General features: G+C 57.3%; 13 protein-coding genes and 1 tRNA gene. 8 read left to right on the top strand and 6 right to left on the bottom strand.

From position 1 onward, the window contains the following. The first annotated feature begins 10 nt into the window (after positions 1-10). A tRNA-Met gene (locus ACR0NJ_RS17995) sits at positions 11-87 on the top strand. A gap of 271 nt (positions 88-358) precedes the next feature. Here ACR0NJ_RS17995 and ACR0NJ_RS17990 read toward each other — a convergent pair. The 4 genes from ACR0NJ_RS17990 to ACR0NJ_RS17975 all read right to left on the bottom strand — a co-directional run bounded on the left by ACR0NJ_RS17990 (position 359) and on the right by ACR0NJ_RS17975 (position 5340). Further along, entirely contained in the window at positions 359-1804 is a 1446-nt protein-coding gene (locus ACR0NJ_RS17990; RefSeq protein WP_480818480.1) for an arylsulfotransferase family protein, read from the bottom strand. Between the two features lie 296 nt (positions 1805-2100). Continuing rightward, complete coding sequence (locus tag ACR0NJ_RS17985; protein ID WP_480818479.1) at positions 2101-2361, bottom strand: hypothetical protein; 261 nt, start codon at positions 2359-2361, stop codon at positions 2101-2103. Next, a complete protein-coding gene (locus ACR0NJ_RS17980) occupies positions 2358-3725 on the bottom strand; it encodes an arylsulfotransferase family protein (RefSeq protein WP_480818478.1) in 1368 nt (455 codons plus the stop codon). The genes ACR0NJ_RS17985 and ACR0NJ_RS17980 overlap by 4 nt, the downstream gene beginning before the upstream one ends. 553 nt (positions 3726-4278) lie before the next feature. After that, positions 4279-5340 carry a hypothetical protein gene (locus ACR0NJ_RS17975; RefSeq protein ID WP_480818477.1) on the bottom strand — a complete coding sequence of 354 codons (1062 nt, stop codon included), beginning with the start codon at positions 5338-5340 and terminating at the stop codon, positions 4279-4281. A gap of 197 nt (positions 5341-5537) precedes the next feature. On the opposite strand from ACR0NJ_RS17975, the gene ACR0NJ_RS17970 reads away from it, so the two are divergent. The 4 genes from ACR0NJ_RS17970 to ACR0NJ_RS17955 all read left to right on the top strand — a co-directional run bounded on the left by ACR0NJ_RS17970 (position 5538) and on the right by ACR0NJ_RS17955 (position 10006). Continuing rightward, positions 5538-6128 (top strand): PepSY domain-containing protein, encoded by a 591-nt coding sequence (locus ACR0NJ_RS17970; protein WP_480818476.1) that lies wholly within the window; start codon positions 5538-5540, stop codon positions 6126-6128. 34 nt (positions 6129-6162) lie between these two features. Then, complete coding sequence (locus ACR0NJ_RS17965) at positions 6163-6822, top strand: response regulator transcription factor (RefSeq protein WP_480818475.1); 660 nt, start codon at positions 6163-6165, stop codon at positions 6820-6822. 56 nt (positions 6823-6878) lie between these two features. After that, the gene (locus ACR0NJ_RS17960; RefSeq protein ID WP_480818474.1) at positions 6879-8159 is read left to right on the top strand and encodes an ATP-binding protein; all 1281 of its coding nucleotides are present in this window, start codon (positions 6879-6881) and stop codon (positions 8157-8159) included. 215 nt (positions 8160-8374) lie between these two features. Further along, the gene (locus ACR0NJ_RS17955) at positions 8375-10006 is read left to right on the top strand and encodes a bifunctional aspartate transaminase/aspartate 4-decarboxylase (protein ID WP_480818473.1); all 1632 of its coding nucleotides are present in this window, start codon (positions 8375-8377) and stop codon (positions 10004-10006) included. Here ACR0NJ_RS17955 and aspT read toward each other — a convergent pair. Together aspT and ACR0NJ_RS17945 are read right to left on the bottom strand one after the other, a co-directional pair. Continuing rightward, positions 10003-11703, bottom strand: a complete 1701-nt coding sequence (gene aspT, locus ACR0NJ_RS17950) for an aspartate-alanine antiporter (protein WP_480818472.1) — start codon at positions 11701-11703, stop codon at positions 10003-10005. The genes ACR0NJ_RS17955 and aspT overlap by 4 nt on opposite strands. Before the next feature lie 200 nt (positions 11704-11903). After that, positions 11904-12920, bottom strand: a complete 1017-nt coding sequence (locus tag ACR0NJ_RS17945) for a LacI family DNA-binding transcriptional regulator (protein WP_480818471.1) — start codon at positions 12918-12920, stop codon at positions 11904-11906. A 136-nt stretch (positions 12921-13056) separates the two neighbouring features. Between ACR0NJ_RS17945 and ACR0NJ_RS17940 the strand changes: the two genes are divergently transcribed. From ACR0NJ_RS17940 to ACR0NJ_RS17930, 3 genes are all read left to right on the top strand, one after another. Next, positions 13057-13242: a hypothetical protein gene (locus ACR0NJ_RS17940; RefSeq protein WP_480818470.1), complete on the top strand. Its 186-nt coding sequence runs from the start codon at positions 13057-13059 to the stop codon at positions 13240-13242. Between the two features lie 22 nt (positions 13243-13264). Further along, a complete protein-coding gene (locus tag ACR0NJ_RS17935) occupies positions 13265-14410 on the top strand; it encodes a TRAP transporter substrate-binding protein (RefSeq protein ID WP_480818469.1) in 1146 nt (381 codons plus the stop codon). A gap of 113 nt (positions 14411-14523) precedes the next feature. Beyond that, positions 14524-15036, top strand: a complete 513-nt coding sequence (locus tag ACR0NJ_RS17930; protein ID WP_480818468.1) for a TRAP transporter small permease — start codon at positions 14524-14526, stop codon at positions 15034-15036. Positions 15037-15042 lie beyond the last annotated feature (6 nt).

The following is a 15042-nucleotide window of genomic DNA, read 5'->3' as shown; positions in this document are numbered from 1 at the left end:
ACCAAAGTGTCGCGGGGTGGAGCAGTCCGGTAGCTCGTCAGGCTCATAACCTGAAGGTCAGAGGTTCAAATCCTCTCCCCGCAACCAACTTCCAAACAGACCGTTCGATCTACAAACAGTCCACTGGACTGTTTGCTTAACGTCCTCACCTCGTCAGGCTCATAACCTGAAGGCTGAGGAGGAATAGTGGTCGATCCGGTGGATCAATCACCCGACGAACGCGCCGGACCAAAGGTTCAAATCCTACCCCGTAAACCAAACTTCTAGCTAAGAAATTAATAACTTAACGCCTTCACCGCACAATGTGCCGGAACAAAGGTGAAAAGCGCAAGCTATGGAACAACATACCCAGGCAGGCTCAGTTGGTATGTTGATCCAGTACTCCGACAGGCTTAGAAGCTCCTAGCACTGTGGTTACAAATTCGCGCGATACATAGTCGGCACCTCTGGTTTCCATCAATGCGAAATCGGTTTCCGACGTTTCACCGATGCGGCGATGGAAGGCTGAGAGGCTGGTTTGATTTAGGTACTCCCAAACGGGTCTGCCTTCGTGCAGGTCGACCTCCAAAACCTGCCCGGTTTCAGATACCGATACCAGAGCACGTTGGTTGTCTTCGCTCAATCGGACGACACCTTGTTCTTCGGAAAACAGCGTGTGCTTCGTATCGCCGGCCAATGGGAAAAGTGACGTACCAAAGCCGGAAGCCGGGTCAATTTCGAGTATGCGGGATCCACCTTGCGAGGCGTGGCCGCCAAGATTGTCGAACAAAACGAATGTACCGCGCTGGGTGACGACGGGTGAATGCTGTGCGACCATGGGGCCCACGATGACGCGATGAACAATATCGTCATATCGATCTACGATAATCAGCGAGCTTGAAGACCGCAGCGACATGGCGATATCACCGGCCTCTGCCCCCTCGATCTTGGCGGCGGTCGCTTCATTTAACTCTACAATCCCATTGATGTGGTAGGGATCACATCCTTCGCGCGCAGAGTACGCCAGTCCCATTAACCCATTCTTTAGAAATAAGTCTTCGAAGCGCACTGCACGTATTCTTTCCCCGGCTCGGTCAAGGATTTGGAAACCTTCTTCGTATACGGCCCCGTATTCCGAGCAATTGGTGTCGATCCGGGTTGAGCCGATGAACTGCCCCGTAGGCCGTTCCAGCTGTGCCCAGGGCAGCAACGCGTCGCTGTTATCCGCAATATGCGGCCAATGATGTCCGTGATTAATAAAGGACCAAAGAATATTGCTGTCCCGATCAATCCGCATCGAACCGATATGGTAGGGGAACATGTTTTTGGCCTGAAACGTGACAACCAGATCGCCGTTGTCATCCAAATCCACACCTATCACGTTCACATTATCCCGTCCGGGTTGTCCGCTGAAGCCTTCAAATTCCTGTCCGTCAAAAAGCTCTGCGCGTGGCACGCTCCAGGTGTGGAACACGTTCCCTTCCCGATCCATGATCCAGGCAACGCAACCCAGTTCGGGGCACAGCTCGGGCTGCTCATCGAAACCGCCCGTAATCAATAGCAAATCATCGTAATCTCGGGGCTCGGTAAGCCAGGTTGTCAAATCGTCCCGAGGAACGGAAACGTCCGAAACTTTTCCATAGATGGTTTCTTTGGCTTCAAGTTTTCGCCATGCGTCAAACCCGGCCTTGGCCTGTTGCAGAATTGGAATTGGAAACCACTCGAGCTTATAGCTGACCACGCCATAGACATATGCGGCGCTTAGTATTGAGAAGCCGAACAAAATCACGGAAAACTTCTCGGTTAGAAATCGTACCAACTGCATGTGCGTTACCCATCGCAAACTTAACGTTGCAATTAAAAACCATGTCGGTTGAACTTGCGCGGAACGGCTTGTTCACAGTCAATTCACATTGAAAACGTTGAATTTTTGATGGGTTTAAGTGACGCCGCGCAATCGGAAAGAATGCCATTGGTGACATGGGCCAAAGGTCAGAATGAACGCGGCGCGGCACCCGGATTTTGACGGATGCCACGGGTCCTGCTGCCCAGTTGAAGCCGGGGTGTTTGGGGGCAGTTTCAGCGCAAATGGCAAGAGCGGGCGCTCTGAAAGCCGTTGCGCTAGCTTTGACTGGTTTCGCTGCTTACATCAGACGGGGCTTTTTTGCTGCGAAGCAACCGCTTGAGCGGAAACCAGACCAGTCCAACCAGAAGAAAGAGGCCGCCCAGAAGGACAGCGATCGTGACCGCAATAGCGCCCAATCCGGCACCGGGGCCGATATAGGCATGTGCCGGGGTTGCCAGCGTCAGACATGCCAACCCACCAACAAACCACATCGGGACCAGTCGGCCCCACGACCACGTCTTCATCAACCTTTTCATTGCGTGCATTCCTTCCAATCGGTTTCAAAATAACTCAGCGGATAGAGCTTCGCATTGGTGATCTCGCCTACAAATTCGTCGTCGTACTTGTTGACGAACTCCCAGGTCACATTGCCGGTCCCATCCACTTCCAGAACCCGTCCCGCATCGAACTCGGTGATCAGTACTCCACCGCCTTCGAGAACCTCATGTTGACCCCGAATGACTGACAGCATTTCCTGTCCGGGTTTGCTGCCGAATATGACTTCGGATTCCCGACTGACCGGATCAATGGTCATGATGTTTGTGTCCCGAGGCGCATCAAGCCGCGTTTTGTCGCTGCGGGTGTAAGACGTCAGATATGCATTGTTGTTGAAAACAGAGATTTTGCCATCTGGGCGGAACTCGGGGTCGTGTTGCCGGATCCATGGGCCGGTCTGATGCCACTTCACTTTCCGTGTGGCCGGGTCCACCACGATGACAAGGTTGAGCCCTCGCATCGAAATGATCCAGTCTCCGGCATCGAACAGAGGAAACCTGTCGGCCAGGTTAGATGGCAGTTCATCAATCTTGTTGGCGTGCAGCAATTCGCTACGTGCGACGCCCTTGGTTTCGAAGTCCTGATTGTTGGCTGTTAGCAGCGCGGTCAGGCCACTGTCGATGATCATGTCGGGGATCGATATCCGTTCCAGAACCTGACCCTGCTCATCAAGCCTCAGCACTGTGTCTTCCCAGATCGGCTGGTCTTTGGCCGCGGTGAAAAACGGCGGGAAGCGGTCAGTGACCTCGGCAGCGGTCCAAGTGTCGCGGCCGACGGTCAGATACCCGCCCTGTTCGGAAGCAACCATCGAGTGATGCGAATTTTCGTCAAGCGTCCAGAGCAGGTTGGAACACTGGTCCAGTTTGGCCGCCCCACAGTATTCATAGCTGAACACAAGCTCGCCCTTTGGGGTCAGTAGCGCGCCGTGCACATCCGTCTCAAGGGGGGTGGTAAGGGTACTGCAGGGGCGTGCCTGAGCGTCTGGGTAATGGTCGAAGTAGTTCAGCGACCATTTGCGAATCACACTGCCATCGCGTTTCACCAGCCGGGCTTGGTTTTCTCCGTCAAAGAACCCCATCAGCAGGATGGCGTCCTTGCGGTCAGGCGTGTCGTTGATCATTACGCCATCCCCTTGCCCGCGTGAGGGCTGAAGGTGCTTCTGATACGCCGCGCCTGTCAGAGATTGATCGACAAATATCGCCCTGTAGGCAATTCGAAACTGCGGAGCCGGTGGCCACTGTTTCATTTGCGCCGTAATCCCATACAGGACCGATGCGCAAACGATGGTCAGAAACAGGCAAATCCAGAACAGCCGCTCTGGCAGGTTCTCAAGGGAACGCTTCATTCTTCACTCGTTGAACTCTTTAACACAAAACTAAAAACTACCCTTTTGAATTAAGGGTCTAAGTGGAGATTTCTTGCTTGAGACAACTGTTTGTTTTTAAACAGGCTGGCGAGCGCTGCTTCGATAGGAGGGAAGCGGGTTTCATTCGAGCTCGTTATGTCTGGCACCTGGCAGGATGCTGCAGAACTCGATGGTTTTCCTGCTTCCGAACTGTGCCGACGTGTAACCAACGTGGTGGTCTGGTCCATGCCTTTCCCCTTCGGTTTGATCGAACAAAAGTCTTCAGATCCGAAATCTCGACTTTCAGTATGCCTCAGGTTGGTTGAATGCTGAGAGAATGCGCCGTTCACATTCGGTTAATGTTGTTGCCTGTCGTCATAAAATGGCCGCCTCAGAACCTGCCGTCGCTGGTAACACGCAGGTTCAACACGGACCGCCTGTCAGGCTTTGAGACAATAAAAGTCCGCTCCCAGAGGGAGCGGACCCACCCGGACCTGAGGGTAGAATCAGGCCGGGTTTGCACCGCCGTAAGTGGTGGCATCGGTGCCCGTAGTCAGTAGAGGCCCAGCATGGCTTTGACGGTCGCTTCAACTTCGTCTGTCACCGGTTTGTTGGCTGCATTCTCCAACGCCTCACGTTCGGTAAGAGCCTGCTCTTCGACCTGGTCTTCCAGATCGGCGACTTCGGTAACGGTTTCATCGTATTCGACAGCATCGCGCCGTTCATCGGCCAGAGCTTCGGCCTCTTCGACCGAATCCTGCAGATCGGATCGGGCGGCATCCAGTTCAGCCTCGATATCCGGATCAGTCCCGCCGACATTGTCCAGCGCTTCTTCAAGTTCGGTCACACGATCCTGATTGGTCTGAACATCCGACAACGCGGCTTCAAGATCGGCATCGATTTCACTGACAGGCCGGTCCGGCGGATTCAGCCCCTCAAGGCGTTCCTTCGCCTCTTCGAAGTCTTCGCGCAGCGCATCCCCGGCCAGAACAGTGTCGCGATAAGTTGCGATGCGACCGACCCGGGAATTGGGCGACGCATTCTGCAGCGCGGTTTCGCTGGCATTGGCCGCGTTCAGGGCGCCGAGTTCCGAGGGATGCGCCCCCAGAAGCTTCGCGAATTTATTGCCTTTGGCCCGGACCTCAGGCCGAAGTGATTCTGTGACCTGAACGGATTTCGTGGTTTTACGCGTCACGCTGCGGGTCTTTTGGCGGGTTTTTGCTGTTTCGGTGCGGGACTTTTTGCCGGTAATCAGCTCCTTCAGGGAAAAACCTTTTGTCTTTGAAGACCTGGATTTAGCCTTGTCGGCTTTTGAACCGCTACGGCCCGACGTTCCGACCGATTTCTGGCCGTTGTCCTTGGCAGCGCTTGATCCACCGCCCTTGCTGTTACCTTTGCCGTTCCCGCCGCCATTGCCGTTCCCGCCACCTTTGTCACCGCTGTTGCCTTTTCCGCCCCCGTTGCCACCACCGTTGCCCTTGCCGCCGCCGTTACCCTTGCCTTCTTTCGCGTAGGCGAAATCAGGAAATGCAACTGTCGCGACCAGCGAAGCTGATCCCAGCAGAGCAATAGCGATGGCAGAGGTTTTCAGCAGGCCGGTTCTTTTGGTTTTCATAACATCCTCGCAGATCGGGGGCTGATTTTATTTGAGACTCAGGCATGTTGCCGTGGAATCACAGCACGTCCCTATTTGATCCGATCTTCGTTGAACTCACACGAAACCGGTTGTTCATCGTCAGTTCACATAGAAATTGATAAAACTATGAAAGGTTTGCAGGGTTCAGAGTGACAAATATGTGGAAGCTTCTGGCGATGGTGATTCTGACCAGCCTTCTTCTTGTCGAAGAAGGGCAGGCCGCTGCGCGCGAACTTAAGCAATCCGAACTGCGCAAGGCCACGACATCAGGCAGTGCCATTCGACTGAACCGGGTCATCCGGGGTGTGGAAAAGGTATTTGGCGGCACCCCTGTCGATGCGCGTGCTTTCCAAACCGACAAAGTTTACTACCGGATTTTGGTGAAAAAGCCGAATGGCAAGATCATCAGCGTCATCGTCAATGCTCAGACCGGTGTCGTCGTGCCAAACCGATCCAGTGTCGGCCGCCAGATTACCGAGGCCGCCCGTTCGAAACCGGGCAATTCCGCCAGCGCCAGGTCGCAGGGAAACACCACCAAGGGGAACAGCGCCAACAGCAACCGCGGAGGCAACGCTGGTGGGAACAGCGGTGGCAACGGAAATAGCGGCGGCAACGGCAATGGTGGTGGCAACGGGAACGGTGGTGGCAATGGGAACGGCGGCGGCAATGGTGGCGGCAACGGGAACGGCGGCGGCAATGGTGGCGGCAACGGGAACGGTGGTGGCAATGGAAACGGCGGCGGAAAGGGCGGCGGCAAAAATAAGTGATGAACCAACGCCCGAACGCCGCTAGTTTCAAGCTATGAGAGTCCTGCTGGCAGAAGATGAGCCGCACCTGTGCGAGCAGATCAAAAAACTGTTGAACGCCGAAGGGCGGGTTGTGGATGTTGCCCATAGCGGACTGGATGCCCTGCATCTGGGATCGACCGAACCTTACGACATGATCATCCTCGATATCGGTTTGCCTGAACGCGACGGCATTTCGGTCCTGCGCGAATGGCGAAATGCGGGTGTTCAGACCCCGGTGCTGATCCTCACTGCCCGTGACGGCTGGAGCGAGCGGGTCGATGGGCTGGACGCCGGTGCCGACGATTACATGACCAAGCCCTTTCACATGCCGGAACTTGCCGCGCGGGTGCGGGCCATTCTGCGGCGGCAAAGCGGGCAGCTAAACCCTGTGATCGAGATGGGGAGTGTCATCCTTGACACCAGAAACGGGCGGGTCACATCCGATGGCGTTCCGGTCGATCTGACTGCTCAGGAAATCGCCGTGCTGACCTATCTGGCCCATAATCCCGGGCGTCTGATCTCGCGTACCGAACTGTCCGACCACATCTACGAATATGACGGCGACCGGGATTCGAACACGATTGCTGTTTTCATAACCCGCCTCCGTAAGAAACTGGGTCCCGATCTGATCACAACGGTTCGGGGTCGCGGATACATGATCGATTCCATCTGATGCTGTCTCTGCGACAACGGGCTTTGCTTGGAGGTATCGCATCCGGAGCAGTGTCCGTGGCGGTCGGTACGCTTGGGGTTTTTTCCTATATCGATTCCCGCGTGTCGGATCAGTTCGACAACACCCTCCGGGACAGGCACACACAACTCGTCGTCGGGCTTAGCGTCTCCACCGACAACCCGGAAGCGCTGCGCGATCTTATCTTCGACCCGGCTTATGGCGCACCGTATTCCGGGCGATACTGGCAAGTGACCAACAGTGACGGAGAGCTTTTCACCTCTGCCTCGCTTTTTGACGAAACCCTGGCCGAGCCTTCAGCGGCCCCGGATGTGGCGACGATCTGGAACACCCGGGGCCCGGAAAATGACCAGGTGCGCAGCATCTACCAGAAAATCACCTATGAGGACGGGTCGGTCTGGGGCATCAGCGTGGCTGAAAGCCGGGCGCAGTTGGTCGCCGAACGCCGCGCCGCGCAGCGCAGCCTGTTGCCGGTCTTTGCACTGGTCGGATTGATCGGTGTCGGCGGGTCACTGCTGTTGATGTCTGCCATTCTGGGCCCGCTGCGGAAGCTGCGAACGGATGTCGCGCATCGGTGGGACCAGGATGAGGATCTGAAACCTGGGGACTACCCCGAAGAGGTATCCCCTCTGGTCGAGGACCTGAACCGGCTTCTAAGCCGCAACCGGGACATCGTCGCCGGTTCGCGCCGACAGGCGGCTGATCTGGCCCACGCCCTGAAAACGCCGGTCGCGGTTCTGCGAAACGAGTTGGCCAGCCTCGCCGAGTCCGATGCGACAACCGAGATCGCACAAGACGCTCTGGACCGGATTGATGTGCAGATCAGCCGTTCGCTGGCTCGGATGCGTGCCATGAACACCGCCGAACTGACCCATTCCCGCACGGATCTGTCCAACTCTATTGACCGGCTGGCCCGGCTCTTTTCCAGTATGTCCGAAAGGGAAGGCAAGACCCTGACCGTAGCGCGTGAACCGAATCTGTGGGTCCGGATGGATGCGCAGGATATCGAGGAGGTTCTGGGAAACCTGCTGGACAACGCGGTGAAATGGAGCCGTAAATCCGTAAGCCTGACCGCCAGCCTTTCCGATGACAAGATTGAAATCCATGTTGAAGATGACGGCCCCGGTGTCCCGGAAAGAGCACGGTGCGAGGCATTGCGATCCGGGGGCCGACTGGACACATCAGTCGCTGGCAGCGGATTGGGGTTGGCGATTGCCGTGGATCTGCTGACAGCCTACGGCGCGGAATTGAATCTGGGCACATCAGATTCACTTGGTGGTTTGAAATGCTGTGTCGAGATTCCGCTCCACCACAACTGAACCTCTGATCGCTCACTGATTGTATTCGTGTCATCTGCGTTGACCCTCGGAACCCGATGCGGGTTCAACGCCCTGGGCTTTATTGGCCGGGGTGGGCAGATTGAAACGCGTTGCTCACGCAAGCCCACAACCCACAGTATTGTTTACACAGACGCAATTCCCTGCGTACGATCCGGTAGAATTCTTCCCCTTTTATGAACCAAGGGTTTGATACCATGTCAGAAACACTGGACCTGCATAAGTATGAACACCTAAGCCCCTTCCAGATCAAAGATGAGCTCATCAAACTGGCGCAGAAAGAGGCGCGGCAGATGGCTTTGCCCTATCTGAACGCGGGGCGCGGCAATCCCAATTGGATCGCGTCAAAGGCGCGCGAGGCGTTTTTTCTGCTGGGCCAGTTCGCGATGACCGAGGCGCAACGGCATCGCAATGAACCCCAAGTCGGCTTGGCCGGAATGCCGCTGGGTCCGGGCTGTTATGACCGGCTCAAGGCCTATTGTGCGGAGTCGATTGAGAAGAACGGCCCTCCGGGGGCGGACACGCTGGCGGCTGTGGTGGATTTTGCGGTTGAGAAGTTTGGGTTCACGCCGGACGATTTCGTGCTGGAACTGACCGACGGCATCGTTGGCGATCACTACCCGATGCCCGACCGTTGCATGGAACATAATGAGGCGATCGTCCATGAATATGTGATGTGGGCGATGTGCGCCGGGCATCGACCTGATGCGAAATTCGACATTTACGCGGTTGAGGGCGGAACCGCCGCCATGTGCTATATTTTCAAGGCGCTCAAGAACCAGCGCTTGCTGAATGCGGGCGACACCATCGCGCTGGGAACACCGATCTTCACGCCCTATCTGGAAATGCCCGTGCTCGAAGACTATGGGCTGAATGTGGTGGATGTATCCTCGGCAGAGGAAGATCATTTCCAGCTGACCGATGACGATCTTGAGCAATTGGCGAACCCGAAGGTTAAAGCTCTGTTCCTGGTCAATCCGGGCAATCCGTCCTCGGTCGCGATCAGCCCCGAGGTCATGACCCGGCTGGTCGAGTTCGTCAAAACCCGCCGCCCTGATCTGATCATTCTGACCGATGATGTTTACGGCACCTTCATTCCGAACTTCCAGTCGGTCATGGGGCATCTGCCCGAGAACACGATCGGCGTCTATTCCTATTCCAAGTATTTTGGCTGCACCGGATGGCGTCTGGGGGCCATTCTGGTGGCGGAGAACAACATCTTCGACAAGATGATTGCCGAGGCCCCGGACGAAACCAAAGCCGTCGTCAATGCGCGGTACGAGACGCTGACCCCTGATCCGGACTCGTTCAAGTTCATCGACCGGATCGTTGCCGACAGCCGGGATGTGGCACTGAACCATACGGCGGGTCTGTCACTGCCGCAGCAGGTGATGATGACGCTGTTCTCGCTGGTCGAACTTATGGACGAGGATAAGGCCTATCAGAAATTCTGCTGGGGCATTCTGAAACACCGCTTTGACGAGTTGGTTGACGGTATGGGCATCGAAGTGCCCGACAACCCGCTATTCGACCGGTATTACGGCATTTTGGATTTTGAGTTCTGGCTGCGCAAATACGTCGGCGAAGAGGTGGTCGCGTGGATCAAGGAAAACGTCCACCCGCTGGATATCTCGTTCAAACTGGCGCAGGACCATGGGATCGTGCTGCTGAACGGGTCAGGCTTTGACGCACCGGACTGGTCGGCGCGAGTATCCTTCGCCAATCTGGATGACAGCGCCTATCGCCAGATAGGGCGCGCGGTGCGGGCCGTGGCCGTTGGCTATGTGCAGGCCTATCGCGCCTCGAAAGGCCTGCCGTTGCACGGTTAGGGCACGAAGGCCACGACCAGCGGGCCCCAGAGCGTCAGGAAAATGTTGGCCACCGCATAGGTCATTGTGAAGGCGGGTGTGGGTGTCGAGTTGCCCGCCTTTTCCAGCAGGGTGGCAAAGCCTGGATTACCCGAGCGGGAGCCGGTGACGACCGCACAAGCCTCGACCGGGTTCTTGATGCGCAAAACGAAATAGTTGATCGGGAATTGCACGATCATCGGCATCAGCGTGACGAGTATACCCAGCAGCAGCAGGGTAATGCCGTATTCCTGAATAGCCTGCAGCGCGGGCTGCCCGGCATTCAGGCCGACAACCCCAACAAAAACCGCAAGGCCAAAGCTTTGCAGGAAATTCGCGGCACCCCGGTTAATGCCGCCGATTTTGGGGCGTCTGATCCTCGCGTAGCCGATGATCAGACCGGTAACGAGGCAGCCGAGGCCCGAGCCCAGCGCCACTTTGGTGCCTGCTATGACAAAGCTGATCTCGCCAATCAGATAGCCAATGGCCACACCGATCCCCAACGCGATGAAATTTGTGACCGAGGCTGAGGGCGGTACGTATCCCGCCTGTTTAGCCACCCGGTTCAGATCGTCCTTGTGGCCGACGATACTGACCTCATCACCCGCGTGGATCTGAGTGTTTTGCAGGACCGGCACATCATGTCCCATACGCGTGATCTTTGAGATATGGACGCCCCGGCGCTGCTCTGCCGTCAGGGCCTCGCGCAGTTCTGCCAGGGTTTTTCCGGTCAGTTTGCGGTTGGTGATGACCACATTGCGCCGCTCTTCCACGATGGTCAGTTCCGGCGGGTACTCGCCCACCTCACCGCCTGCGGTACCCTCGAAGCGCGCCAGTTGTGCGACAAGGCCGGAGACGACGATTACGTCGCCCGCGCCGACAACTGTGTCCGGCGTTGGGTCGACCGGCGCGCCATCCTGAAGCAGCCGTTCCACGATCAGGTCGCCGTCATAGGCCCCTTCGGTGGCCTTCACGGATTGGCCCGCGATCTTGGCATCGGGGTTCACCTGATAGGCGCGGGCTTCAAAGCGGTTCATGGGAAGGAACTCTCCTTCCTCAAGCTTGCGGCCACCGCCGCTTAGTTTCTGGGCCAACTTGATCGCCTCCTGACGCAGGTCGCAGCGCAGGATGATCGGAATGATGCTCACCGCCAGAATGGGGCCGATCGAGCCGAAGATATAGGTGACCGAATACCCCACGGCGATGTTGGTCTTGAGCTTTTCCGCCTCGTCCGAGGCCAGCCCCAGCAGATCAATCGCGTTGCCCGCGGTGCCGATAATGGCCGATTGTGTCAGCCCGCCTGCGGCCAGACCTGCGGCCAGGCCCTTGTCCAAACCGGCAAGTCTGGCCACGACGATGACGAAGAACAATCCCCACAGGGTCATCATGAATGCGGCCAGCAGCTTGGTCAGCGCGGTTCGGTTCAATGCCGCGAAAAACTGCGGGCCGCCATTGTAGCCGACCATGAAAATGAACAGCGAGAAAAAGACGTTCTGCACGTCGGTGCTCAGGTTGATGCCGCCGATCTGCCCGACGAACACCGCCACCAGCAGGGTTCCGGCGATGCCGCCTAGTTCAAACTTGCCGACCCGGAACTTCCCGACGCCGTATCCCAGGCCCAGACACAGGAAAAGCGCCATGATCGGAAAGCTGCGTAGCTGTTCAGTGATCAGTTCCATCATCAAATCTCCGGGCATCTGAACTGGTCGGTTCTACGCCTGCTATGGCGTCTCATGGCGCTGAAAAATCATAAAGATTCAAGCCTCTGCCAGCGCGCCGATGTCAGGTAATCATTGAGAGCGGATTCTGTCAAATCAAGACGTATCGGGATAGGAGAATGTGGTTGGTCAGGCAGACTCCAATGGCTCGCATTGCAAAGTCAGGCCGCCCCGAGCGAACTTCGGGTCACTATATTTGTCCCCAGTTGAACCGAGCGGCCCGGCACATTCTGTTCGATCATCTCAATCAGCCCGGCGGCGGCCTTGCGGCCCATTTCCCGGTGCGGAACGTGAACCGTGGTCAGGCCGGGCTGGGTCAGTCCGGCCAGTTCGATGTCGTCGAAACCGGTGATCGAGACGTCTTCGGGAACCCTCAGACCCATCTCACGCGCCTGCCGGATGGCCCCGACCGCCAGAACATCGTTACCGCAGAGCACCGCCGTCGGCCGATCCGCGCGCGACATCAGATCGTGAAACGCGCGGGCGCCGTTGTCGATGCCATAGGGGGTTTCGATGATCGGCATCTGGTCAGGTGACAACCCGTTGGCGGTCAGAGCATCCCTTACGCCTTCGACCCGCAACCGCGCGCGGTCGTTTCCACCACGAATGCCCGAAATCACCGCGATGCGGGTGTGCCCCAACGCGATGACCTTGTCTGTCAGGTCTTTCATGGCCTGTCGATTGTCGAAGCCAACAGCCGGTGCGCGCGCGCCGGGGCTGAAGGACCAGGCGACCAGTGCCGGGACTTTCTGGCGGTCCAGATAGTCATAGATATCGCCGCCCCGGTCATGCCCGATCAGCAGCAGCCCATCGGCGCCTCGGGCGACCAGATTTCGGATTTGCTCTTCCTCGGTTTCGGGTTTGTAAGCGGAACTTGCGACCAGTAAGGTGTAGCCGCGCTGGTGGATCTCTTCCTGAAACGCCTGCAGACCGCGTGCAAAGATGGCGTTGTCCATGGTCGGAATGATCGCGCCGATTGTGAAAGACCGCTTGGCCGCCATGACCCGCGCGGCAAAGTTGGGCGTGTAGCCCAGCGCATCCACAGCCGACAGGACCCGCTTGCGCGTTGCCTCGACAACCCGCTGCGGATCGTTCAGGCATCTCGACACTGTTGCGGTCGAAACACCCGCTTTCCGGGCCACGTCATTTAACGTTGGGGCTGACCGAATATTTGGCATTCCTGAACCCAAGTTTCACATTTCCTTAAGACTAAACGCTTCGAAGGGCGGTGAAAAGCAATAATGTAAGCGCTTGCATTTTTGATGTAAGCGCTTACAAATGAGTTAGGGCCGAATCCAAAAGGAGTCCCCAAAAGTGTTTCTTGCAGCCTCAATCCTCGTGTTTGTCATCTATTTTGCGAACGTGGCGCTGGGGGCGTTTGCGGGCAGCGCTTTTCTTGGGGATGTCGGAGAAATGTTGGTTCTGTTCGCGGCGTCGATCCTGTTCGTTGTCGCAATTCTGAAAAAGGAGGCTGACCGCGACGCAGAAAGCGACAGCTGAATTTTTGCTTGGGAGGGCAATCATGAACAACGACAAGACCGAACTGGCGTCTGCAGAACGCCGCAATTTCCTTAAACTCAGCGCCACGGGTGCGTTTACCGCCGCTCTGGTGGCCGGGGCCGGGGGCGTCCTATGGTCGTCCGAGGCGGCGGCGCAAACCGCCAAGGAAGAAAGCGAGCGTGAGAAGGCAGCGGACCACGTGATGACCATCGCGACCGCCTATGTGCTGGGCGCGTCCCGCAGCTATCCGATCATGCAGTTGGACCTGAAAGAGAACATCCAGAACGCCACCAACGGCAAGGTCTATGTCAAGCTGGCCCCGGGCGGCCAGTTGGGGGCTGGCGGCTCGCTTGTGCAGAAGGTGCAGGGCGGCACAATTCAGGCCGCGCAGCACTCGCTGTCAAACTTTGCGCCGTTTGCGTCCACCGTAGACCTGATCAACATGCCGTATCTCTGCGGCTCGAACCAGCGCTTCACCAACCTCGTGCATTCAGACACATGGCAGAAGGAAGTGCATCCCAAGGTCGAGGCTGCCGGGTTCAAAGCGCTGTTCTATGTGGTGATCGACCCGCGTGTTGTTGCCGTGCGTCAGGGCGGCAACGCCATCGTCACACCCGCCGACATGAGCGGCGTGAAGTTCCGCGTGCCGGGCTCAAAGATGCTGCAGCAGTATTACCGCATGGTCGGCGCGAACCCGACGCCTGTGGCATGGGGTGAGACACCCTCGGCCATCAAGCAGGGCGTGGCGGATGCGCTTGATCCGTCTGTGGGCGCGCTGTTCGTCTTTGGCTTCAAGGATATCCTCAGCCACGTGACCTTTACGCAAGCGGTGCCGGACAGTCAGGTCTATTCCTGTAACCTCGAATGGTTCAACTCGATGCCTGCGGATGTGCAGGAAGGCATCATGTGGGGCTCGGAAATGACCAGCCACCAGAACCTTGCCAAAGTGCCCTCGGCCCGCGCCTATGCCATGGCCGAATTGAACAAGGCCGGTGTGCAGTTCCAGTCCCTGACCGGTGATCAACTGGCCGAGTGGCAGGATGTCGGCGGCTACCAGCGGTCCGAATGGGACCCGTTCAAGACCGAACTCGCCGGGTCGATGGACGCGTTCGAAAAACTGGTCGAGGCCGCCGGAACGCAAGGCAAATACTACGTCCACGACGCCTGATGCCACTTTGGGCACCCTAGACCCGGGTGCCCGGTTTTTGCACTGACAGTCAGGCCTGAAATGGCCCAAGACAGAAGGCCTGTGCCTGACTGTTCCATCGCCGAGGGACCCGGATGACCATTCTTCAGAACATAGACCGAAACGCCGAACGCTGGCTGCTGCTGGTGTTCTACGTGATGCTGGTCATCACTATGGCCATCGAGGTTCTTCGGCGCGAGATTTTTGCGTTTTCCTCGATCTGGGGCGAGGAAATCGTTCGTTATTCGTTCATCTACCTCGCGTGGATCGGAGCGGCGGCAGCGGTCAAGGAACGTGCGCATATCCGCATCGATGTGATCATGCACTACCTCGGGCCACGCCCCAAAGCGCTGCTGTATATCTTCGGCGATCTGGTGATGTTCGTCGTCGCGGTGATTGCCCTGTACTGGTCGTATGAGGCCGTGCATGTCTCGGCCAAGTTCGGATCTGTGACCGATGGGCTGCGGGTGTCCAAGGTCTGGTTCCTGATGGCCGTGCCCACCGGATTTGCCCTGATGATCTGGCGTCTGATCCAATCTTTCATGCGCGACCTGAAATCCCTTCGCGACGGCACCCCCGTCTTCGAAGGCGACAAGCTGTTTGACTGAGGAGAA

This window comes from Ruegeria sp. F11 (assembly GCF_056533855.1).
This window is presented reverse-complemented; position numbering and strand designations above follow the sequence as displayed.

Bases quoted from the DNA above. Each gene is read 5' to 3' on its own strand.
- ACR0NJ_RS17955 (WP_480818473.1), top strand. From the start codon at position 8,375: ATGTCAGAAACACTGGACCTGCATAAGTATGAACACCTAAGCCCCTTC.
- ACR0NJ_RS17930 (WP_480818468.1), top strand. From the start codon at position 14,524: ATGACCATTCTTCAGAACATAGACCGAAACGCCGAACGCTGGCTGCTG.
- ACR0NJ_RS17990 (WP_480818480.1), bottom strand. From the start codon at position 1,804: ATGCAGTTGGTACGATTTCTAACCGAGAAGTTTTCCGTGATTTTGTTC.
- ACR0NJ_RS17985 (WP_480818479.1), bottom strand. From the start codon at position 2,361: ATGAAAAGGTTGATGAAGACGTGGTCGTGGGGCCGACTGGTCCCGATG.
- ACR0NJ_RS17945 (WP_480818471.1), bottom strand. From the start codon at position 12,920: ATGCCAAATATTCGGTCAGCCCCAACGTTAAATGACGTGGCCCGGAAA.
- ACR0NJ_RS17975 (WP_480818477.1), bottom strand. From the start codon at position 5,340: ATGAAAACCAAAAGAACCGGCCTGCTGAAAACCTCTGCCATCGCTATT.
- ACR0NJ_RS17970 (WP_480818476.1), top strand. From the start codon at position 5,538: ATGGTGATTCTGACCAGCCTTCTTCTTGTCGAAGAAGGGCAGGCCGCT.
- ACR0NJ_RS17935 (WP_480818469.1), top strand. From the start codon at position 13,265: ATGAACAACGACAAGACCGAACTGGCGTCTGCAGAACGCCGCAATTTC.
- ACR0NJ_RS17965 (WP_480818475.1), top strand. From the start codon at position 6,163: ATGAGAGTCCTGCTGGCAGAAGATGAGCCGCACCTGTGCGAGCAGATC.
- aspT (WP_480818472.1), bottom strand. From the start codon at position 11,703: ATGGAACTGATCACTGAACAGCTACGCAGCTTTCCGATCATGGCGCTT.
- ACR0NJ_RS17980 (WP_480818478.1), bottom strand. From the start codon at position 3,725: ATGAAGCGTTCCCTTGAGAACCTGCCAGAGCGGCTGTTCTGGATTTGC.